The sequence below is a fragment of the Aliinostoc sp. HNIBRCY26 genome (assembly GCF_050235535.1).
Classification (GTDB): domain Bacteria; phylum Cyanobacteriota; class Cyanobacteriia; order Cyanobacteriales; family Nostocaceae; genus Trichormus.
The window spans coordinates 6,038,256-6,061,851 of record NZ_CP189852.1; the positions used below are offsets into that span (position 1 = coordinate 6,038,256).

The 23,596-nt window shown below is 41.6% G+C and carries 13 protein-coding genes and 1 pseudogene; 5 read left to right on the forward strand and 9 right to left on the reverse strand.

What is annotated here, in order from left to right; translation table 11 throughout:
• The first annotated feature begins 119 nt into the window (after positions 1-119).
• The 3 genes and pseudogenes from ACQFX9_RS25520 (at position 120) to purH (ending at position 3,920) form a co-directional block, all read left to right on the forward strand.
• Entirely contained in the window at positions 120-1,850 is a 1,731-nt protein-coding gene (locus ACQFX9_RS25520; protein ID WP_427159356.1) for a protein kinase domain-containing protein, read from the forward strand.
• A gap of 3 nt (positions 1,851-1,853) precedes the next feature.
• Positions 1,854-2,252, forward strand: a pseudogene (locus ACQFX9_RS25525) (DUF4351 domain-containing protein); the annotation flags it as partial.
• A 129-nt stretch (positions 2,253-2,381) separates the two neighbouring features.
• On the forward strand, positions 2,382-3,920 hold the full coding sequence (gene purH, locus ACQFX9_RS25530) for a bifunctional phosphoribosylaminoimidazolecarboxamide formyltransferase/IMP cyclohydrolase (protein WP_427159357.1): 1,539 nt from the start codon (positions 2,382-2,384) through the stop codon (positions 3,918-3,920).
• Positions 3,921-4,677: 757 nt separating this feature from the next.
• On the opposite strand, the gene ACQFX9_RS25535 is transcribed toward purH, so the two are convergent.
• The 5 genes from ACQFX9_RS25535 to ACQFX9_RS25555 all read right to left on the reverse strand — a co-directional run bounded on the left by ACQFX9_RS25535 (position 4,678) and on the right by ACQFX9_RS25555 (position 9,457).
• Positions 4,678-5,406 (reverse strand): DUF3891 family protein, encoded by a 729-nt coding sequence (locus tag ACQFX9_RS25535; protein ID WP_427159358.1) that lies wholly within the window; start codon positions 5,404-5,406, stop codon positions 4,678-4,680.
• A 179-nt stretch (positions 5,407-5,585) separates the two neighbouring features.
• Positions 5,586-6,275, reverse strand: a complete 690-nt coding sequence (locus ACQFX9_RS25540; RefSeq protein ID WP_427159359.1) for a manganese catalase family protein — start codon at positions 6,273-6,275, stop codon at positions 5,586-5,588.
• Between the two features lie 100 nt (positions 6,276-6,375).
• Complete coding sequence (locus ACQFX9_RS25545; RefSeq protein WP_427159360.1) at positions 6,376-6,648, reverse strand: GlsB/YeaQ/YmgE family stress response membrane protein; 273 nt, start codon at positions 6,646-6,648, stop codon at positions 6,376-6,378.
• Between the two features lie 291 nt (positions 6,649-6,939).
• Positions 6,940-8,322 carry an oxygen-independent coproporphyrinogen III oxidase gene (hemN, locus tag ACQFX9_RS25550; protein ID WP_236140541.1) on the reverse strand — a complete coding sequence of 461 codons (1,383 nt, stop codon included), beginning with the start codon at positions 8,320-8,322 and terminating at the stop codon, positions 6,940-6,942.
• Positions 8,323-8,743: 421 nt separating this feature from the next.
• Complete coding sequence (locus tag ACQFX9_RS25555; protein ID WP_103137212.1) at positions 8,744-9,457, reverse strand: heme oxygenase (biliverdin-producing); 714 nt, start codon at positions 9,455-9,457, stop codon at positions 8,744-8,746.
• 587 nt (positions 9,458-10,044) lie between these two features.
• On the opposite strand from ACQFX9_RS25555, the gene acsF reads away from it, so the two are divergent.
• Positions 10,045-11,121, forward strand: a complete 1,077-nt coding sequence (gene acsF / locus ACQFX9_RS25560) for a magnesium-protoporphyrin IX monomethyl ester (oxidative) cyclase (protein WP_427159361.1) — start codon at positions 10,045-10,047, stop codon at positions 11,119-11,121.
• A gap of 127 nt (positions 11,122-11,248) precedes the next feature.
• On the opposite strand, the gene ACQFX9_RS25565 is transcribed toward acsF, so the two are convergent.
• A complete protein-coding gene (locus tag ACQFX9_RS25565; protein WP_427159362.1) occupies positions 11,249-13,759 on the reverse strand; it encodes a heavy metal translocating P-type ATPase in 2,511 nt (836 codons plus the stop codon).
• Positions 13,760-13,896: 137 nt separating this feature from the next.
• Here ACQFX9_RS25565 and ACQFX9_RS25570 point away from each other — a divergent pair, with 137 nt between their 5' ends.
• A complete protein-coding gene (locus tag ACQFX9_RS25570; protein ID WP_427159363.1) occupies positions 13,897-14,292 on the forward strand; it encodes an ArsR/SmtB family transcription factor in 396 nt (131 codons plus the stop codon).
• A 223-nt stretch (positions 14,293-14,515) separates the two neighbouring features.
• Here ACQFX9_RS25570 and ACQFX9_RS25575 read toward each other — a convergent pair whose 3' ends face one another.
• From ACQFX9_RS25575 to ACQFX9_RS25585, 3 genes are all read right to left on the reverse strand, one after another.
• Positions 14,516-15,391 carry an isocitrate lyase/PEP mutase family protein gene (locus tag ACQFX9_RS25575; protein ID WP_427163004.1) on the reverse strand — a complete coding sequence of 292 codons (876 nt, stop codon included), beginning with the start codon at positions 15,389-15,391 and terminating at the stop codon, positions 14,516-14,518.
• A 112-nt stretch (positions 15,392-15,503) separates the two neighbouring features.
• Positions 15,504-16,580 (reverse strand): hybrid sensor histidine kinase/response regulator, encoded by a 1,077-nt coding sequence (locus ACQFX9_RS25580; protein WP_427159364.1) that lies wholly within the window; start codon positions 16,578-16,580, stop codon positions 15,504-15,506.
• Positions 16,581-16,769: 189 nt separating this feature from the next.
• Entirely contained in the window at positions 16,770-23,315 is a 6,546-nt protein-coding gene (locus ACQFX9_RS25585; RefSeq protein ID WP_427159365.1) for a PAS domain S-box protein, read from the reverse strand.
• Positions 23,316-23,596: the final 281 nt, after the last annotated feature.

Consider the following 23,596-nt stretch of genomic DNA (forward strand, 5'->3'; position numbering starts at 1 on the left):
TACTGTTGTTCAGTGAACTACTCAAATAATTGTTGAGTGACAATTTTTGGGTAACTACTGGATAATGGGTAAAATGTATACAATATCACAACTAATTTTACACTGTTCTGCACTAACTTATGGAAACGCTATTAGAGAATCGCTATCGAGTAGTTCAAACTTTGGGTAGTGGTGGATTTGGGGAAACATTTTTAGCTGAAGATACCCAAATGCCATCTAACCGTCGTTGTGTGGTGAAACTGTTGAAACCAATACACAACAATCCTCAAATTTACCAACTCGTCCAAGAGCGATTTCAACGTGAGGCGGCTATTTTAGAAGAGTTAGGCAGCTATACAGACCAAATTCCTACTTTATATGCTTATTTTCAATCAAATGAGCAATTTTATTTGATTCAAGAGTGGATAGAAGGTAGCACATTAACTAATAAATTTTATCAACAAGGTGTATTTAGTGAAGAGTCGGTTCAAGAAATTCTCGTAAATTTACTACCTGTTTTAGAGTACGTCCACTCAAAACACATAATTCACCGCGATATTAAACCAGACAATATTATTTTGCGTCATCGAGATGGCAAACCTGTACTGATTGATTTTGGTGCAGTGCGGGAATCTATGGGTACAGTCGTTAATTCCCAAGGTAATCCTACCAGTTCCATTGTGATTGGTACACCAGGGTATATGCCGAGTGAGCAGGCGGCTGGTAGACCCATGTATTCTAGTGATATTTATAGTTTGGGGATGACAGCAATTTATTTATTGACTGGGAAACAACCCCATGAATTAGAAACAGACTCCAGAACAGGGGAAATTATCTGGCGTACATACGCTTTAAATGTCAATCCGACATTTGCAGATGCTCTTGATCGTGCGATCGCCTATCATCCCAGAGAACGGTTCGCCACCGCCAGGGAAATGTTAGAAGCCTTGCAATTAGGCGCAGTCAGCTTACCCGCAACTGTCTATCAACAACCCCAACCTCCCACAACTCCCTATCAACAACCCCAACCTGCTACAACTCCCTATCAACAATCACAACCTCCCACAAATCCTTATCAACAACCGCAAGTAGTCACAGTTCCACCATCTGTTACAGCCTCTAACACCGTCGCCGTTAGTCCCGCATCTTCCTCCTCTCCCGAACCTGTCAGCAAAAAAAATAGCAGTCGGGGGATATTACTTGGTAGCTTAATTGCTGGTGGTTTAGTGAGTGTATCTGTATTAATTGGTTTTGCCTTAACTAGACCCAATCAATCAGTCACCCCTTCAACAATATCTTCTAGTGAATCTACTACTACTAACAACAGCACTCCCAGCGTAGAACCAACAAATACACCTGCAACTTCCAATACCACTACAACACAAGAAACTACTGAAACTGCAACCACACCAGACGCAAATTCTTCAGCCGTCACAAATTCACCTGTAACTGCATCCACTCCTGAAACCGCAGAACCCGTTGGTTCACAACCCACCAATGCAGAATTGCAAGCAGGTAATTCTCAAACGTCACAAGTTGAAACACAGTCGCCAGAACAAGCAGTAGAGAACTATTATGCCCATATCAACCAGGCTCAATATGAGACAGCCTGGAATTTGTTAACTCCCAGTCTTCAAAATAGCAACCTGCACCCCAATGGCTATCGTTCTTATTTGGACTGGTGGCAAGGACAAGTAGAAAGTGTATCTGTTGATAACGTCAGTTTAATACAGTCTGATACATCAACAGCAACAGTTGACGCTCGTTTAACATTTTTCATGAAATCGGGACAACAAACACCTGCTACTATTAGATTCTCTCTGTTAAGAGATGCAGCAACTAACGAATGGCTGATCAATACTGCTAAGTAATAACTGACCACTGTAGAAGAAAGTCAAGCACCAGAAGAAGCCCGATACTTATTAAGCAAAACGCGTCAAGAAGTAACTGAGCCAGCAAGTCGCGCCATAATAGAGATGATTATGACAATTATGGTGTACAAGTTTGAACAATTGAGCAGAATAGAGGTTGAATCGATGCTGGGAATTACACTTAAGGAAACAAGAGTTTATCGAGAAATCAAGGAGGAAGGAAGAGAGGAAGCAACAATCAATCTAATTATCCGACTGCTAACTAAGCGTTTTGGCGCACTGTCTGAAGAAATACGCGCCTCAATTGCTGATTTACCTTTGCCTGTTCTGGAAGATTTGAGTGAAGCACTGCTAGATTTCAGCAGTTTAGCTGATTTACAGACTTGGTTAGATAGGAAATAAACCCGCTTAAAAAATAGAGTTTGAAACAATAGAGAAAGCACAATTATTCCTCATGGTATTGAAGTGAAGCCAGGGTTATGTAAAAATTGTGGTCTTTGGCATCACCCGCTAAATTTGAGGAATTGAGACATGGCGCGTCTAGCACTGCTGAGTGTATCTAATAAAACTGGTTTAATTGACTTAGCCCGTAGCTTGGTAGAAGAATTTGAATTTGATTTAATCAGCAGTGGGGGAACAGCCCAAGCCCTCAAAGATGCGGGAATACCTGTAACGAAGGTTTCGGAATACACTGGTTCACCGGAAATTTTAGGTGGACGTGTAAAAACTCTCCATCCTCGGATTCATGGCGGTATTTTAGCCCGGCGGGATGTACCTCAAGATGTGACAGATTTGGAAAATAACCAAATTCGCCCGATTGATTTGGTAGTCGTGAATCTTTATCCCTTTGAGGCGACTATTGCTAAACCAGGGGTAACATTAGCTGAAGCTGTGGAACAAATTGATATTGGTGGCCCGGCGATGTTGAGGGCTTCATCAAAAAATTTCGCTCATCTGACGGTATTATGTGACCCAGCACAGTATGATGAGTATTTGCAGGAATTACGACAAAATAACGGGGAAGCTTCCCTAGAATTCCGTCAAAAGGCGGCTTTAAAGGGTTTTCAGCATACCGCTAGTTATGATCAAGCGATCGCTTCTTACCTGTCTCAACAATCCCAAACTTCCCTTCCCCAACAATACACCCTCAACGGTACAGAATTACAATCTCTGCGTTACGGCGAAAACCCCCACCAACCTGCTACTTGGTATCAAACTGGTACAACTGCAAGTGGTTGGGCTGCGGCGACAAAATTGCAAGGAAAAGAACTCAGTTACAATAATTTAGTAGATTTAGAAGCCGCACGCCGCATTATTGCTGAATTCCCTGACACACCAGCCGCTACCATCATCAAACATACCAATCCCTGCGGTACGGCGTTAGGTAATACTTTGGTGGAAGCTTATCAAAAGGCTTTTAATGCTGATTCTATCTCTGCTTTTGGTGGGATTGTCGCCCTCAACCGTTCTATTGATGCAGCTACCGCCACTGAATTAACTAAGACATTTTTAGAATGCGTAGTTGCACCTGATTGTGATGCAGAAGCCCAAAAAATTCTGGCTAAAAAATCTAATGTGCGGGTTTTGACTTTAGCAGATTTGAGTAGTGGCCCCAAAACTCTGGTAAAACAAATTGCTGGCGGTTTCTTGGTGCAGACTGCGGATGATGTGATCGCTGACACTAGTAAATGGCAAGTCGTCACCGACCGTCAACCCACGGCTGATGAATTAGCAGAATTGTTATTTGCGTGGAAAGTTTGCAAACACGTTAAATCTAATGCCATTGTCCTCACAAGCGATCGCACTACTCTTGGTGTCGGTGCTGGACAAATGAACCGCGTTGGTTCAACCAAAATCGCCCTCGAACAAGCCGGAGATCAAGCTAAAGGCGCGATTCTCGCCAGTGACGGATTTTTCCCCTTTGATGACTCTGTCAGAACAGCCGCCGCCGCAGGTATTACTGCGATCGTCCAACCGGGCGGAAGCTTGCGTGATCAAGATTCCATCAAAGCTGCTAATGAACTAGGTTTGGTAATGGTATTGACTGGTATCCGTCACTTTCTGCACTAATCCGAATTGGGTATGGGGCTAATCAATTCAAAATTCAAAATTCAAAATTCAAAATTCAACAATTTTGGGTATTGGGCATTGAAGTAAATTCTACCTTCCTTGTCTCCCCAATCCCCAATCCCCAATCCCCAATCCCCAGTCCCCATCTCATGGTGCAGTTTGCAAAGTGTCACTTATATTACTAGTCGGTCTTGTGTGACAGTGTTATTCTCTAGTTGTGTGTGAGGAGCAAGTTGAAAATAAAGAGCGTTTGGAGTGGAAACACGGCAACACGTCCAAACGCTTTTTAATTGGTAGTGGTTTTGACATCTGCCAGTTTTGTGAGGGGAAAAGATACATACCCGTCAAACCTACCTAGTAGTATGAAGCTTTCTTAATTGTGAATTTTGTATCCCGTATTTCCACAGATTATCTTGACTAATATGAAGTTTTTGTAAAGAGTTAAATATAATACTTGCCATTTTCTCAGACATAATGGTAACTTCTATTTGTGTGTGAGGAGTAAGTTGAAATTAAAAAACGCTTGGGGTGGAAACACGGTCACACTCCCAGGCGTTTTTTAATTAGGTGGTAAAACCAGCGATATTTGTACACTTAAGAAAGTGTCACACGCCAAATTTACTGGATAAAAAATAAGTGATATTCTCTAGTTGTGTGTGAGGAGCAAGTTGAAATTGAAAAGCGTCTGGGGTGGAAACACGGCAACACTCCCGGACGTTTTTTAATTGTGTGGGGTGACTGGAAATAATGAGGATTTTTAAGTTTTCACGAAAGTCCACTCTAAAACTTTAATTGGGGCTGTTTGCAGGGCGTGAGTGAGTTCTGCATTACTGGCAAACTTGACCTGATGTAAATCGCAGGCTTCGACATTAACTGTAAACTTATCGTCCTCAAAAGGCCAGGGTTGAACGGTCAGCAAATGATCACTACGCTGCATAATGTCATAACGTTGACCATCAGACCCCAAACTAATTTCTAAAAATCTTTCGTCGGCTGGTAATTCTTGCTGACATAAGATTAATGATAGGCGATCGCACCACTGCATAAACGCATAAGCCGCATCTACGTCTTCTTTTTTGATGCCCAACTCCTCACGCCAACGCTGTTGATTTTGCAGTTGCTCATCTAGAAATTGATCTAGTTCAGGACATTGTCCCCGTTTTGGCTCATTTAAACGACTGATATGTTTGGAAATTAATAAAGTCACCCAGCGTCCTCGATAACGAGCATTATTCACCAAATCAACCAGTTTTTCCAAGGAGGTTTTTTGGTGCATGGTAAAGTCCATTGGCGCACCTCCGGGAGTTAGGTTATCTTCTTGCCATTCTTTTTCTAAGTCATCATGATGAGAAATGGCTGCTAGGGTTTCATATATCCGTGCTGGAGAATTTTTGCGTCGCCATTGTCCTGCTAGTTGCGCTGCTAACAACGCATGGGCGCGGTGATAAATAATTTCCCATCCATTTGGTGTTGGATTTACAATCACAGATTACTCTCCAATTTAGGAACACAGGGAATAAATAAAATAGGGAAGGGCGCAGGGTGCAGGCGGAGGGAGTTTTAGCCTGGATTATTTTCTTTACTACTGACTTATCTAAAAAAGAAAAAGTAAAAAGTAAAGAATAGCTTTTTGCCCTTTACCTTTTACCTTTTACCTTTCACCTTTTACCTTTTTTCTAATGGGTTGGCAACGTATTTAAATGTTGGCTCAGAATTCCAAGGGCCGCGTTCATCTTGTCCATGACCGTTAGTCGATAGATTGTAGTAAATATCTACAGTCTCATCAGGTTGAATATTGCCAAAGAATGGATCTGTTAATTTACCCAGTGAATCTAATGCTTTCATAAACATCTGGGTGTGAGAAACTTCTCTAGTCAAAAGATGTACTAAAGTTTGTTTTGTACCTTGGTCTGGACACAGCTTAATTAACTCTTCATAGGTTTGACGCGCGCCAGCCTCAGCCGCAACATTCGCACGCAAATCTCTAACTACATCTCCGCCTTCATTGAGATAGTTTGCAGTCCAAGCATTACCTTGACTATCTAGAAAGTGAGGCCCTATTCCTCTGACTGCAAAAAGAGTGCTTTTATAAACATCTGTTTGATCCACATTTTTGGTATGAGCCTCAATGAGTTTACCCACCATTTCCAAATGCCCAAATTCCTCAATGGCAATGTCTTGCAGCATATCGCGAATTCCAGCATTCTCAACATGGAATGATTGCACCCAGTATTGTAAAGCTGCTGATAATTCTCCTGTTGCTCCACCAAACTGCTCTAGAAGTAATTGAGCAAAGCGAGGATTAGCTTCCTCGACTTTTACAGCATGAATAGGCTCTTTTTTATGAAAAAACATGAACCGCCTCTACAAATATTTTCAACTGAGTAAGAAATGATCAAGCATCACAACATAGAATACTTGATAACAAAATGAGGAGTTGCTTATTTTGAATTTTTTACACACTGCGGCTTCTGCTAATTAGTCCCCACAGATAGATAGCAACCATTGCACCAATGACAGCAATTAAAAGACCGGGTAGACTTAAACTTGTCGCAGTTAACTGTAAAGTTCCCGTGGCGAATAAACTATATAAACTACCACCAATGAAAGCACCGATGATACCTAAAATCATTGTGGAAAGAATACCGCCACCTTGACTTCCAGGATAAATTGCTTTAGCGATCGCACCAGCTAATAGTCCTAATATTACCCAAGCAATAATATTCATATAATGTCCTCAAAAATCTCATCTGTAATCAGATTAGCAATCTTGATTTGCTAGCGTTTCCACCAGATGAAGTAAGTTTTTGAAGCCAAAAGATAGATATATCAGAATTAATAAGTTCAGAATATCCTCCGCATAGGAAGTTACTGAATTATTCCAGGATAACGAATTATTTTAATGAGTATTATGAGATGACAGTCGGTAATTGGTCAGAGGTAATTAAGTGAAGGGAATTACCAGCTACCAATTACCAAAATGTTCCATGAACACAAGCTGACAGGATCAGATTAGATATTATATGGCACGGGAGAAATGTTTTTCTGGTGTTTGATTATGAGTATCAAAAACTACAGCAACATTTCGTACCAGTAATCTACCAATATCCGTAATTTGGATATGGTTAGTCGATAAATTCACTAAACCATCAGCTGCTAATGGCTCTAATAACTCTAGTTCTAGGGCAAAATACTCATCAAAGTTGATACCGTATTTTTCGGCGATTTCTGACTTATTTAGCTGAAAGTTGGACATAATGCACATAATCACATCGCGTCTCAAGATATCATCATCGGTGAGTTTTACACCTTTACTAATTGGTAAAGTATCACTACCAACTGCTTGATAATATTCTTTTAACTGCTTATGATTTTGTACGTAAGCATCATGTAACATACTAATGGAAGTAGCACCAAAGCCAAATAAATCCGTACCAGCGTGGGTGGTATAGCCTTGAAAGTTACGTTGCAGAGTGCGGTTACGTTGGGCGATCGCTAATTCATCGTTAGGTTTGGCAAAATGATCCATCCCAATAAATAAATATTGGCTTTTTGTCAATTCCTCAATGGTCATTTGCAAAATTTCTAGCTTTTCCTGGGGTTCGGGTAATGCTTCTACAGGAATATGCTTTTGTGCTGGTTTCAACCAAGGTACATAAGCGAAGTTAAATACCACAATCCGATCCGGATCTAATGCAACTGTCTTCTGTACTGTCTCTCGAAATGTTTGTAAAGTTTGATAAGGTAAACCATAAATTAAGTCTACATTTACACTTTCAAACTGAGCCGCTTTAATCCAACTCATGACGTTATATAACATCTCTTCTGGTTGGACACGGTTGACGGCTACTTGTACTTTACTATTAAAATCTTGGATACCAAAGCTGACGCGATTAAACCCAATTTCTCTGAGAAAGAAAATGTAATCTTCGTCAACGTAGCGGGGGTTAATCTCAATAGAAACTTCAGCTTGTGGATCAAGGTTAAAGTTACGGGTAATTTGTTTCCACAAAAATTCTACTTGCTCACAGTCTAAATAATTAGGTGTACCACCACCCCAATGAATTTGCAGTACCTTTCTATCTTGGTCAATCAAAGAAGCAGTATGCTTGATTTCTTGTGCTAAATTCTCTAGATAAGGTTTAGCAATATTCCTGTTATTAGAAATAACAGTATTACAACCACAAAAGTAACAAGCACTTTGACAAAAAGGAATATGGAAGTATAAAGAAAGAGGTGATTTTCTCTGATTGGATCTGGCGATCGCCTCCCGAAAATCACTCTCTGTAAATCCTTCAGCTAACTGTGTCGCAGTTGGGTAACTGGTATACCTTGGTGCAGGTGTATCATACTTTTGAATCAATTCCAGGTCAAATTTGACTCCAGATGACAGAAAAACCATCAAATCCTCCAAGTTAATGTGACCATTCAAAAAGGTAAAAGTCAAAAGGCAAAAGATAGCTTTGATGATTTTTATCAATTCAAATGTATTTTTTACTACTTTTTATCAGACACTTGAAGTGCAGTAGCAATTTTCATAACATCTGAAATGACACAATATACTTTGAATTTTGACTTGTTACTTTTGCCTTGCTGTACGGTCGTGTCTATGGGTATGTAGGGTCTACAATTTGTTGTTTGATTGGTCACAAATTGCCAATAAAATGCCTCTGCTCTAGCTATTTTCTAGTTTAAAGATTCACTGCTAGAGTCTGATGTGTTCATTTAAACCAAATTAGGGAATAGGGCATAAGAAAGGTAAAAGTAAAAAGATAAAAGATTCTTTTTTTGCCTTTTGCATTTTTCCTTTTGCCTTCCTGATTTCAGGTTGCTGGTGCTTCGGTACTACCAGGGTTAGTGTTGTGAGTCAAGCTATTGAAGACGACTTGACCAATGGCTTTGATTAAATTGCCCTCTAAATCTCTAGCCATTTGCATATTGTATTGGAAAGCAATATTGGCTTCAGCAACAATGCGATCGCCTGTGGCATCATCAATAGATAATGAATCCATCGCCTGACGATACTTGTTTTTAAATGCTGCTTTGTCGGGAATCTGGTCAAAATTATAGAAAGATGTACCTTCGTAGCCAGATAGTTTCAGGGTTGATTGAGCAATTTTTTGCAACATCTGACCCCCAGAAAGGTCGCCCATGTAGCGTGTATAGGTGTGACCAATTAACAACACAGGTTCATGGGCAGAAAGTTGGCGAAGGCGATTAATATACGCCTGTGCGCTACTAGAAGGTGTAATCAAATTGCGCCACTCACTGCCATAATAAAATACCATGTCTTTTTCTAAGGCGGCTTGGCGATTCAATTCTGGAAAGTAAACCGCAGCAATTATAGGGTTATTGACATGACTTTTCACTGCGGTTTCTAGTTCACTGTAGACAAAATACAGATTGCTTAAAAATTTAGCAAAACATTCTCTATCTACAACCCCCTTCAAAAAGCATTTCATGAATCCCACATTTTCTGCTGCTGTGTGAGCTTTTTGAGTACCAGAACGTAATTTAATTGCTAAATTGCTACTCATTTTTACTTCCTTCATGCTTGATTTAGTTATGAGTGCTGAGTGCTGAGTGCTGAGTGATGAGTTATGTTACCGGTAGCGTGGCGTTTACCTGATGCTCAGTTATTGAGATGATCATTTTTTAACTCAGTAACTAGCACTTTTAACTCAGCACCCTTCATAGACTCAAAATAGTTGCCAGTTCACAATCAATACTGGAGAGGATTGCTATTCTGGGTTTAGAGAGGATTGGCATCGCTCTATCTAGCAACTATCACTGCTGATGCAAATCCAGACTATTTTTATATCTCCCAAACTCATTTAACTATTAATAGCTTTATAACTATACGGAGATTAATATTTTTTTATATTTCGCTTAATTTCACTACATATATTGGGAGCAGGGGAGCAGGGAGCAGGGAGCAAGGGAGTAGGGGGAGTAAAACTCTTCAATTTTGAATTTTGAATTTTGAATTTTGAATTGATATGCCCCAGTACCCAGTCCCTAATCACTAATCCCCAATACCTAATCAGTTCAATAATTTAACTGATGTATACAAATATCATTTTATGTTTATATAACTATAAAACCATTTATAGTAAGGAGTCTCATGGTTAATAGCCTTGCAACCCCAGAGCCACAAACTCTCAAGCCAGGAATCAAAGCACCTGTTCAAGAAACTTTATTAACACCCCGCTTTTATACTACCGACTTTGACGCAGTGGCAAAGATGGATATTTCAGCCAATGAGGCGGAGATTCGAGCCATTGTAGAAGAACTGCGGGAGGACTACAACCGCCATCACTTCGTTCGAGATGCAGAGTTTAAGCAAAATTGGGATCATATTACAGGGGAAAAACGCCGCGCCTTTATTGACTTTTTGGAACGTTCTTGCACTTCAGAGTTTTCTGGATTTCTCCTGTTTAAAGAGCTATCACGCCGCATTAAAGACCGCAACCCCTTATTGGCTGAGGCCTTTAATTATATGGCACGGGATGAGGCACGCCATGCGGGATTTTTAAATAAATCGATGGCAGATTTAAACCTTTCCTTAGACCTAAATTATTTAACTAAGAAGCGCACATATACCTTTTTCCCGCCAGAGTGGGTGATTTACACCGTCTACCTATCGGAGAAAATTGGTTACTGGCGTTATATTTTGGTGCATAAGCATATGCAAGAGCATCCAGAATATCAGTTTTATCCTCTGTTCCGTAAATTTGAGAGTTGGTGTCAAGACGAAAATCGCCACGGAGATTTCTTTAAAGCTGTATTGCGATCGCAGCCCCAATTATGGAAAAGTTGGAAAGCGAAGTTATGGATACGCTTTTTCTTATTAACTGTATTTGCTACCCACACAATGACAGTATTTGAGAGAGCCAGCTTTTACGAAGTCATTGGTATCCATCCCCGCAAATACAATAAAAGAGTCATTCAAGAGACAAATAATACCTCTGCTAGAGCATTTCCCGTAATTTTAAATACTAATCACCCGGAATTTTTCTGGCGATTAGAACAGTGTTCCGAAAATAATCTGAAGCTAGCAGCAATTAACAATAGTAATTTGCCGAATTTCGTCAAATTCTGCCAAAGAATCCCGCCTGCTTTTGCTATCTTTTGGAATATGTTGCGATTGTACTTAATTAAGCCAATTGATACTGAATCTACACGCAACACGGTTATGTAATTTAGGTCTCACAAAAAATTGGGCAAATCTCTGCGTAAATTGCCAGTTTTTACCAATTACGTTAGCGTAGCAAGGCGGGAGCATCGTTGCGAATTGCGAATTGCGAATTGCGAATTGCGAATTGTTATTACACCCCCGTATTTCTTGATTTAAATAAGCGCATTCCATTTGCAGTCACTAATAAAGAAGTCCCTGTGTCTGCTAAAACGGCTACCGCTAACCCAACAAAACCCAACGTTCCCAATAGTAGAAATAAAGCCTTGGTGACTAAAGAAAAAACCACATTCTGTTGAATCACAGATACAGTCCGACGACTTAAATTCACTGCATAAGCTAATCGTCTCAAGTCACCACCAACCAGCACTACATCTGCTGTTTCTAAGGCAATATCAATTCCACCCACAGCAAAACTGATATCTGCCGCAGCTAGAGCTGGTGCATCATTAATCCCATCCCCAATCATACCTACCACCCCAGAACGTCGTAGCTGTTGAATTTCTTGGAGTTTATCTTCTGGTAAGAGTTCGGCTCTATATTCTGTGATCTCAACTTGTTGGGCAATTTGCCTAGCCACCCGATCGCGATCGCCTGTTAGCATGACTAATTGCTTTAACCCCAGTCGCTTGAGTTGTCGGATGGCTTCTGTTGCTTCTAAACGGATACCATCAGACAGCGCGATCGCTCCCAATATTTCTTGTTTTGTCCCTACGAGTACCGGAATTTGACCAAGTTGTTCAATTTCTGCCAACAGAGTTTCCGTTTCTCCAGATAAAGAAATACCTTGCTCGGAAAATAACCGTCGATTACCGACTAAATAAACTATTTCACTCCAGATTGCCTGAATGCCTTTCCCTGGTAGTGCGGTGAAGTTCATCGGTGTTTCTAAATCTATGCTCAATTCATCAGCTTTAGCCACGATAGCCTTTGCTAGTGGATGTTCTGAGTGTTGCTCTAAGATGGCGGCAATTTGTAACACCTGATGGGTACTGTGATTTCCCAGGCTATAAATCTTTTGTACAATCGGTAGCCCTTGGGTAATTGTACCTGTCTTATCAAAAGCCAGAGTAGTCAGATGTCCGGCGGTTTCTAGTGCGTTACCTCCTTTAAATAACACTCCTTGACGAGTTGCCGCACCAATCGCACTCACAATGGAAACTGGGGTAGAAATGACTAAAGCACAGGGACAAGCAATGACTAGCATGACTAAGGCTCGATAAAACCAGACATTCCCAGGTTGAGCAAATACCAAAGGAGGAATAAGCGCGATGGCGATCGCAATCACAATGACAATCGGGGTGTATACTCCGGCAAACTTATCCACCCACTGTTGAGAAGGTGCGCGACTACCTTGGGCTGTTTCTACTAAATGGATAATTTTAGCAACAGTCGTGTCTTTTGCTGTATGTGTAACCTTGACTTCCAAAAAGCCTGACTGATTTAACGTCCCAGCAAAAACAGTATCGCCTGCTTCTTTATCTTCTGGGATTGATTCTCCCGTAATTGGAGACTGGTCAATAGCACTACTACCAGAAACAACTATGCCGTCTAACGCTACGCGTCCACCTGGTCTAACTGTCAAAATTTCACCAACTTGAACATTTTCCACGGGAACAGTCACTTCTTGATTCCCTCGTTTGACGGTAGCTGTGGCTGGAGTTAAATTCATGAGGGCGCGAATTGCATTGCGTGTGCGATCAAAAGTCAAAACTTGCAATGTTGTACCCAACGAGAACAAAAAGACAACCAACGCTCCTTCAAACCAGTCACCTAAAATCAATGCACCGATGACTGAAATAGTCATCAGCAGATTCATATCAGCCCGGCGCAAGCGCAATTCCAATAAACCAATCCGTGCGATGGGATAGCCTGCAATCACTATACCAACGCCATAAAAAGCTCGTGCTATCCAAATAGGTAAGGCTAAATATTGCGCCAGTAAACCCAACGCTAACCCCACACCTGTAAGAATGACACCTTGTCCCCGACGGTTAGTAATCCAAAATTTCCAGTTTGTGGGATCAGATTGCTGTGCAATCTTAGAAACTGCCTTGTCCTGTTCATGTTGATGGTGGTCATGATCACAGTGATGAGAATGTGACTCAGACCCCACCTCAACTGTATAACCCAAAGCTTTCACTTGGTCATAAATAGTTTTTTCGTTCACCTGCTGCGGGTTGTAGGATACCTGCATTCGTTGCGTTGCAAAATTCACCGATGCTTCCCAGACACCTGGGATTTGGCGCAAGCCAACTTCAACCGTTTTGGCACAACTGCCGCAGTCCATACCACCAATTTGTGCTTGTAGCGATTTAGTATCAGCTATTTCCACCAGTGAATGACTATCACTGTGATGAGCATGATCGTGACTACAACCGCAAGAATGAGTTTTCTGCTCTGACTCTACCTCAGCACTTTGTTCTACTGTGTAACCTAAAGCCTGAATGCGATCGTAGATAGTTTTTAGACTCAAATCCTCTGGATTGTAGGATATCCTGACTTTTCCTGTAGCAAAGCTAACTGATGCTTCCGTAACGCCGCGTAATTGTTGCAAACCAACTTCTATCGTCTTGGCACAACTACCACAATCCATACCGTTCACTTGGAGAATCTGGGTTTTCAGGGAAGGAGTTTGAGTCATAGCAATTTGCAGGTAACAAAGTTAATTACCAGCCTTTTACAAGTATTTTAATACGATATATGAACATTTATTCAAATGTACAATATTTTAATTTTAGTTAAGATTGAAAGTAATAACCATTATTGAAAAGCACCCTGATGAATAAGCAACAGAGTAAAAAAGAGTTGGAATTGCTGCAAAATGCCGACTTACCAAAATGTGACACCCATTTGGTGCATCTGGATAATGTGCGGTCAATCCAAACACAAATCTTGTCTCCAGAACAAGCACAACAGATGGCAGAAATCTTTGGCATCCTTGCAGATCCCAATCGTCTGCGGTTGATATCAGCTTTGGCTTCTCAAGAGTTGTGTGTTTGTGATTTAGCTGCATTAACAAAAATGACCGAATCGGCCGTTTCTCATCAATTGCGATTATTAAAAGTGATGCGGTTAGTGAATTATCGTCGAGAAGGTAAAAATGTTTATTACAGCTTGATTGATCATCACATTATTAATTTGTATTCATCTTTAAAAGAACATTTAAATGAGTAGAATAATTGATTCTTTTTAAATTAGTAACCTGATTTTATAATAAAATAAGAAATAGATGTCGGTGTTGGGTTTCCTTACGTCAACCCAACCTACTGGCGTTTCAAGCCTTAAATGTTGCATTAAAAAATCGATTTTATCTGCGTTTATCTGCGTTTATCTGCGTTTGGTTGCATATCTTGGGTAATATCGTATGTATCTTTAGTATTAGATAAATTCAGATAATTTATTCATCATTCTCTACAGTAAATTGCTTTTCCATTTGTAGAAATTGGGGAACACCGACGAGTGCTTGAAAATCTTGAAAACTCACTAAATCATGAAAATTAGCTGTAGTTCCCTGTTGTTTCAAATGAGTTAAACAATTAGTCAGAGTTTGGGTAACTGCTAATAAGCCAGTTAAGGGGAAGAAGACTATTTTAAACCCTAAATTTTGTAATTCAGCCGCCGACAGAGAAGGAGTTTTACCACCTTCAACGATATTAGCTACTAAGGGAATGTCAGGAAAAGCAGCTCTAATCGCTTTTAATTCTTCTACAGATTGGGGTGCTTCTACAAAGAGTATATCTGCTCCGGCGGCAATATAAGCACGACCACGGGCGATCGCAGCCTCTAAACCCAAAGGCGCACGGGCATCAGTCCGGGCGATAATTACTAAACCACTATCTCCCCGCGCCTCAACTGCGGCTCTAATTTTCCCGGCGTGTTCTTCTGTGGGGATGACTCGTTTCCCTTCAAAGTGTCCGCACTTTTTCGGCCATTCCTGGTCTTCTAGCAAAACGCCTGCTACTCCCAACTGTACAGCATCCTTGATAGTCCGCATCACATTCAGAGCATTGCCATAACCAGTATCTAAATCTGCAATCAGAGGTACATTCACCCCTTGAGCAATGCGTCCAATACTATATAGTGTTTCTGTAACGGAGAGAAAACCATAGTCTGGCAAACCCAAGGTAGAAGCTGCAATACCAAAACCACTGGTAGCAATAACATCAAAACCTATATTTTCTGCTAACTTTGCACTTAAGCAATCATAAACACCAGGAATCACAATAATTTCAGGTTTTGCAAGTAGCTGCCGTAGTTTTTGGCTAGAAGACACCATAAATAAGTAGAATAATGTTAAGTATTTTTAGGTAGGTACACTAAATTATAGTATTAATTATTACTATACAAGAATCGAACAATTTCATTTCCGAAATTATTTTTGTATCCTAGATTGACGGTAAGAAAATTGTAAAAACGCTCCCTTGGGGATAATTATCTTCAACCATAATCATACCGTGATGCGCCTCAATGGCCATTTTGCAAAAAGCTAATCCTAAGCCAATTTGTGAAACCTCGCTCATTCTTGTGCCAATCTCATACTTTTCAAAAATGCTTTGGCGTAAGTTTTGCGGTACTCCTGAACCGGAATCGATCACTTGCAATTTAGTATCTGTAGTAGAACATTCTGCTTTGAGGATAACTTGAGAGTGAGGAGGGGAAAATTTAATGGCATTAGAGAGTAAATTATCCAAAATGCGGCGAAAAATCGGTACATCGACGTTTACCATACTTCCTGGATTGGGTAATTCGCTGACAAGATGAAGATTTTTGTGGTGAGCGATTTCTTCCACATCTGCCAACGCCGACAGACAAAGTGTACCTAGTTCTACATCATTGCGCTGAAGAACCATTTTGCCAGATTCCAACTTAGCCATAATCAGCAAGCTATCAATCATAGATTGCATTTGTTGGGCTGCGAGAATAATTTTATGTGTCTTTTGTTCATGCTTTTCGGGTGATAATCCAGGAATTTGCAGCACTTCATTGGAGATAATAATGCTGGTGAGGGGGTTACGTAAGTCATGTACAATCATATTGACCATATCTTCACGCAGATTCAGCAGACTCTGCAATTGATCGTACTGGCCTTTAATTCGCAGCATCGAATTCACTCTGGCTCTTAGTTCCACACCATTGACTGGCTTACTAATAAAATCATCTGCTCCAGCCGCCATACATTTAGCTAAATCTTCTTTAGCAGTTAATGCCGTTACCATAATGATCGGAATTGTCTGCCATTGCCGTTCAGATTTAATTTTCCGGCATACTTCCATACCATCTAAATCAGGCATCATTACGTCTAACAAAATGACATCAGGCTGAAAACTATCAAGGCAATCAATAGCTTGTTGACCACTGGGAGCATAATGTAATTCGTAGTTTTCACTATCAAGTAGAATTTCAATTACATCAAAGTTATCTGGTTCATCGTCAATTATTAAAATAGAATGTTGATGATTCATAATTAAATCTCTATTTTTTCAGAAGAATAGTTTATAGGGCAGAAGGAAGAAATAGTTTCAGCCTAGTTGGTTTTGATTAACTTTGTGGTTTTTTTCTCACTGACTTAACTGAAAACAATGCCAAAATTAGACATAGGGATAATTAAAAAGATAAAGGGGTTTAACAGTTATTTTTTGCCACTAAATTATTTATCTAGTTAAAAATTTTTGAATTGTCGCTACGAGTTGTTTGAGCTTTACGGGTTTGGTTAAATATTCATTAGCTCCTGCGGCGAGACAGGTTTCGCGATCGCCTGGCATGGCTAGTGCTGTTAATGCAATGATGGGTAAATCCACAAATTGCTCGTCCTCGCGAATGCGGCGGATAGCTGTCAATCCGTCCATCTCTGGCATTTGGATATCCATGACAATGAGGTCAGGACGTTGGGCATAAACTTGTTCAATGGCTTGTTGTCCGTTGTTGGCGATCGCTAATCGATATCCGCGACTTTCCAAATAACCGGACATAGTGTTGATATTGGCTTGATTGTCTTCTACTAGTAAAACTAAAGCAGAGGACAAAGCAGATTTTGCTATAACGTTATTCATCCCAGACTCATCACTAGTAGAACATTTTAATCGCTCCAGGGTGGCTTGAAACTGAGTCCGGGTAATAGGTTTAACTAAATATGCAAATGCTCCCTCAGCTATGCCTTGAGTCCGTTCATCCACAACCGAGACGATCAAAACGGGAATATCCTTGGTTTGTGGGTTGAGCTTGAGTTGCTTGAGGACATCCCACCCTGATACGTTGGGTAGTTGCAGATCCAAAATCACTAGTGCTGGACGAATACGTATGACTTCTTCTAGCGCACCTTCACCCATTGGATAAACTAAACATTTGATGCTCATCTCCAGGAGATAGCGAGTGATTTGGTCAGCCGCCGCCATCGAGTCTTCGATAATTAACACTGGGGTGTTGGGAGACAGGGAGTAATTTCTGGGCAATTGTGCCGTTGCTAACTTTGGCGGCAAAATATCACTGGTGATATAAGGAATCCTCACCGTAAAACAACTGCCTTTCCCCAACTGACTGTCAACACAGACTGTACCGCCATGTAAAGTAGTAATTCTTTGTACCAGTGCTAGACCTAAACCAGTACCGTTATATTGACGATTGAGGCTGCTGTCTAGCTGCATAAAAGGTTGAAATAATTTGCCTATATTTTCAGGAGCAATCCCAATACCAGTATCAGTGACACAAAAATTGATGTGGGGTGTTGCTTGACACTTGACGCTTGATTGAGAAGACAAGCAAGAAATTCCTCCCCCTGCACCCCCGCATTCCTTTTCCCCTGGCTCCTCCAGCCAGACTTTGAGTGTTACCGTACCCCCTTCTGGGGTGAACTTGACAGCATTGCTGAGTAAGTTAATTAGTACCTGGCGTAAACGGCGATCATCCGCTTGGATACTGCCTAGATGATGGGGAATTTCCGTCAGGAGGCGAATACTTTTTTTCAATGCTACCTGTTTAATAAACACTAGACTGGTTTCACACAGGCTTTTAATGGGAATATCACTCAGTTGTAATTCTAACTTACCTGATTCAATTTTGGATAAGTCGAGGATGTCATTGATCAGTTCCAGGAGGTGTCTCCCACTACGTTCAATAGTGGCGATTGCTTTGGCTTGTTGGTCATTGATCGCACCAAACACACCCTCCTCAAACCCCTCCGACATACCCAAAATGGCATTGAGAGGGGTTCGCAATTCATGACTCATATTGGCGAGAAATTCGTCTTTGAGGCGAGTAGCACGGGCTAATTCGGCGTTAGCATTGGCTAATTGTTCATTGGTTTGGCGCAGTTTCTCTTCAGCGTATTTGCGTTCCGTAATATCTTCATAGGAACCGAGAACACCAATCACTTCCCCTGTAGTGTTCGTGAGGGGAATTTTGCTCGTTCTGAGCCAAATGCTGGCACCATCGTGAGTTGCCATCGGTTCTTCATAGCCGAGTTTGGCTTTTCCGGTGGTAATCACTAAGGTATCGTCGGCACGATAGATTGGTGCTTGTTGTTTCCAAGGCAAGTCAAAGTCAGTTTTGCCGATAATGTCGTCAGGCTGAAACAGTTGAGCATCATTAGCAAAGGCTGGATTGCAGCCGATGTAATTTAACTGGCAATCTTTCCAGAAGACACGTTGGGGGATGGTATCTAGGACTAGTTGCAGCATGGTGCGTGATGCTTGCAACTCTTGTTCTGCTTTTTGGCGATCGCGGAGCGCGGCTTGCTGTTCGCGCATATCGAATAAGGTGGCACGGCTGTATAAATAGTTGCCATCTGCATCTTTAACGGCAGCCGCACTGATCATGACTGGTAAAATTGTGCCATCTTTACAGACCATCTCATACTCTAAATCCTTTGACCAACCTCTTTCTTTAAAGCGAGGATAGTTTTCCAGAAAAGCTTGGCGACTAGTTTCCGTAAAAAAGTTAACGAAAGGCTGACCAATCATCTCTTCATGGCTGTAACCTAACCATTGCAATTCTGTTTCATTCACCCGCATGATTCGACCTGCACTATCTAGGGAATGGTAGCCACAGGGTGCTTTGTTATACAAATCTTCAACTTCACGGGCATATTTAGCGAGAGCTTCTTCAGCCTGTTTATGCTCACTAATATCAGTCACGCGCAATAAATTCAGGGTACGGCCAGCAATCACAATAGGTTTAGCGGCAATGTTGCCCCAGAAAACCTTACCTTTACAAGTGACATACTCAATTTCTTGACTCCAAAAACCTTTGGTTTGCATTTGTGTTACAATAGTGGCCATTTCTGCTGAGGAAAATTGACGGTTTTGGAGTTGATGTCCGGCTATTCCTAATAAGTCCGATTTTTTCGCTGCTTCAAATAGTTCGACGGCACGCCGATTACAATCAAGAGTGATTAAAGTCGCTGGATCAACTAAAAACAAAGCATCAGCCGATTCATTAAAAATGATTTCCCGCAAGTCTCTGTTACGGATGAGTTCTTGTTCAGCTTGCTTGTGCGCCGTAATGTCAAAGTTTACCCCAATCATGCGTAAAGGTTGACCTTGGGGGTCACAATTGAGCAGACCATAGGCTTTGATGTAGCGAATTTCTCCGTTCGGTTGAATGATGCTAAACTCAACGTCGTATTCTTGATTGTTTTGCAGAACTTGATCCATAATGGCCACGATGTAATCGCGATCATCTGGATGCAGACAACTTAACCATGTATCCAGAGTAGGGTCGAAATCAGTAGGACTAACTCCGTAGAGCTTGTACATTTGTTCATCCCAAATCTGGCTACCATTAACGCAGTCATATTCCCAGATCCCAAAGCCGCCTGATTTGATCGCCACGGACAATCTTTCTGAGAGATGATGTAGCTGTTCCTCTGCTTGTTTACGCTCTGTAATATCCGTCAGCGTGCCAATGTAACCCATAATTGCACCGTTGGAGTCTGTTTCCGGCAGGATATGGCAATAAAACCAGTTGACGCTACCATCAGGTAGTAGATGTCTGCCTTCATTTTGATAGAGTTCTGGTTGACTAAATCCCTGTTGCAACCATTTTGTGAGTAGGCGATCGCGGTCTTCTGGGTGCAGAGCTTCTAGCCATCCTACCCCCAAAGCAGACTTGATTGGTCTACCTGTCATCCTGCTCCAACGCTCGTTAACATAGACACATTGACCCGTATGATCTAAGCGGAAAATAGCTACAGGAGCAGCTTCAGTCAAGGTGGCATAACGGTGTTCACTTTCACGCAGGGCTGATTCTACTTGCTTGCGCTCTGTAATATCGTAGTTAATGCCTACCATGCGTTGCGCTTTTCCCTGTTGGTTACGTTGTACCAGGGCTGAGGCATGGATATAGCGAATCCTACCATTATTCCGCATTGTGCGAAATTCCACATCAAATTCCCGCTTTCCCTGTAGGGCATCTTGCAGCGCAGTTGCGGTTTTGTCCCGATCCTCTGGATGGATCAGCTTTAACCAGTCTTTGTCTTTGACACAATCGTCAGAATATGGTAGTTCGTACAGAGCATACATCCTCTCATCCCAATAGACATCATGGCTCAGATCCCAGTCCCAAGTGCCAATATCGGCTGATTTGAGTGCTAAAGTTAACCGATCTGAAAGATTACTTAACTGCTGTTCAGTTTGTTTACGGTCAGTAATGTCAAGGATAATGCTGATTAACTGGCTGGGTTGACCATCCGCATTTAGTATTACTTCACCCCGTGATAGTACATAGCGTAGACTCTGGTCTGGCCGATAACAACGATACTCTAGTTCGTAACATTGACCTTGGGCGATCGCTTGTTGTACCACAAAATCTTGATGATGACGGTCATCTGGATGTATCCACTCCAGCATTTCGCCATAGGTAGGCATTCCAGATTCAGGATTGCGGCCAAAAATGCGAAACACCTCTTGTGACCACAGGATTTCCTGGGTGTGTAAATCCATCTCCCAACTCCCCAAATGGGCAATTCTTTGAGCAGCCGCAAGGTTAGCGGCATTTTTGCGGAGTTGGGCATCTATCTGTTTTTGTTGTGTAATATCTTTGGCAATACCGACTCCACCAATTATCTGTCCTTCGGCATTACATAGAGGTTGCACCGAGAGAGAGACGGGAAAGCATGAGCCATCTTTGCGAATAAAAGTCCATTCCTCTTTTTGATGTGCCGATGGGTTTGTAGAGATCAATTTTCGCCCTGGAGCAATTTCTTGTCCTAGTGCTTGTGCATGTTGCCGAATTTCCTCTGGATCGTGGAATATAACAGGCGTTACCTGACCCACAACTTCCTCGGCTGTATAGCCTAACATTTTTTGGGCAGCTGGGTTAAAGATTTGAATGATCCCCTGGGAGTTGGTAGAGGTAATGGCATAGTCGGTAGATGTGAGGATGGCTTGTTGTAAATTGAGCAGCTCAAACAACTGAGCTTCCGCCTGTTTACGTGTGGTAATATCCGTCTCTGAACCACTGATACGGATGACATTACCCGCTTCATCCCACAATGCTTGACCCCGATCTAAGACCCATAAATATGAACCATCTTGGCACTGTACTCGATATTCTGCTTGGAAGAATGGTGTTTTTTGGGCGAAATGGTCATTTAAATCCGCCAGAATGCGATCGCGATCATCGGGATGAATATAGCTTGACCAGGCTGCTAAATCGGGGCTAATTTCATCGTCAGTAAAACCCCGTATTTGTTTCCAGCGCGCCGAAAAAAATAGTTCGTTAGTTTTCAGATTCCAGTCCCAGATGCCATCATTACTGCCACGTAGTGCCAATTGCCAGCGTTCTTCACTTTCTCTTAAGGCTGCTGTGCGGCGTTCGACTCTAGCTTCCAGTTCTTGATTGAGTTGTTTTATTGCCTGTTGTGCCAAGATGCGATCGCTAATATCTTCCACTACACCAATAAAATATTGCGGGTGAGCAAAAGTATCACGGACTAGAGATACTGTCAGTTTCACCCAAATAATCGTATTGTCTTGGCGGATATAGCGTTTTTCCATTGAGTAAGTCGAAATTGCCCCAGCTAGCAGGATTTCTAGTTGCTCTAAATCAGCCGCCAAATCTTCTGGATGGGTGATTTCTTGAAATCTCAAGGTTTTTAGTTCTGATTGGGAGTAGCCAGTAATATCAGCAAACCTTTGGTTAACGCGCAGGAATTTTCCACTTAAGGACACATGACTAATACCGACTGCGGCCTGTTCAAAGGTGCTGCGAAATCGCTCTTCAGAGTCTCGGAGATTTTTTTCGATGCGGTAGCGTTCCCTGAGTTGTTTTTGGGCGATTTCGTAAGCACTAGCTTGTTGAATGGCGATCGCTATTTGCACCGCGAGTTGGTCTAATAGTTCTAGTTCCATTGCTTGCCATTGGCGCGGTGCAGTACATTGATGAGCAATTAATAATCCCCATAACCGATTGAGTACCAAAATCGGTACGACTAGGTTGGCTTTGACTTCATATTGTTCGAGGAGTTGCACATGACAGTCTGTTAAGCCTGCTTGGTAAATGTTATTAATCGCTCTTGTTTTCCCTTGGCGATATTCCATACCAGCCCCTTGTTGAAAGCAGGTATCCTGAATTTGTGCCTCTAAGCTAACTGTCCAACCAGGTAACACCGATTCCGATACGACAGTTCCACTCATATCAGAGTGAAATCGATAGATTAATACCCTATCTGCTTGTAAAAATTGCCGGACTTCTGCAACTGTACTCGCTAAAATGTCTTTAAGCTTGAGTGATTGTCGAATCCTTAAGGCGATCGCACTGATTAGTTGTTTTTGTTCCTGAATCTGTGCTAATTGCTGATATTTGTCTCTTTGGTTGACTGCATCATGAATTGCTGCTTGTAGTCTATTCGGACTGAGTTGCGATTTGACTAGATAATCTTGCGCCCCGTTTTTCATTGCCCAAACGGCAATTGCTGTATCTTCGTGTGCTGTTAAGAGAATGATTGCAGATTCTGTATGGCTGACAATTTTTCGCAATTTCTCTAGGGAATCTAAACAATTGTCTCCAGATGAGGGAGAATTGAGCAAAATTACATCTGATTTTCCCTCCTGACACCATGCTATTGCCTGTGTAGCGGTCTCAAACTCTAAAATGCGATATGTGTACAAATCATCCTGCTGCAAACACTGCCGAAAACTCATCCAATCTTCGGTGTCATGGTCAATTAATAGGATGGTAATACAGGCGCGTTGAATCATCATGGCTCGTCATGTTTCTCCTAACTGGTATCTCTGCTTGCAGAGGTGTTCAGAGAGGTTGATTGCTGCTATTTTTTTACAGGGAACTCTTTACAGGGAATAGACAAGTTGTGAACATTCGCGGTAGCGAGTTACTTTTGGCTGTTTCCTATCCCCTACCTTGGAGGGGGTGGTGAAAAAATGCACTTCTGGGTTTGAGTCTGTAGTCGTGGCACCGTAGACAGAAAAATCTGAGACTAAAAATGTCTTGCCGATACACTCTAATACCAATTTTCCACGAATCC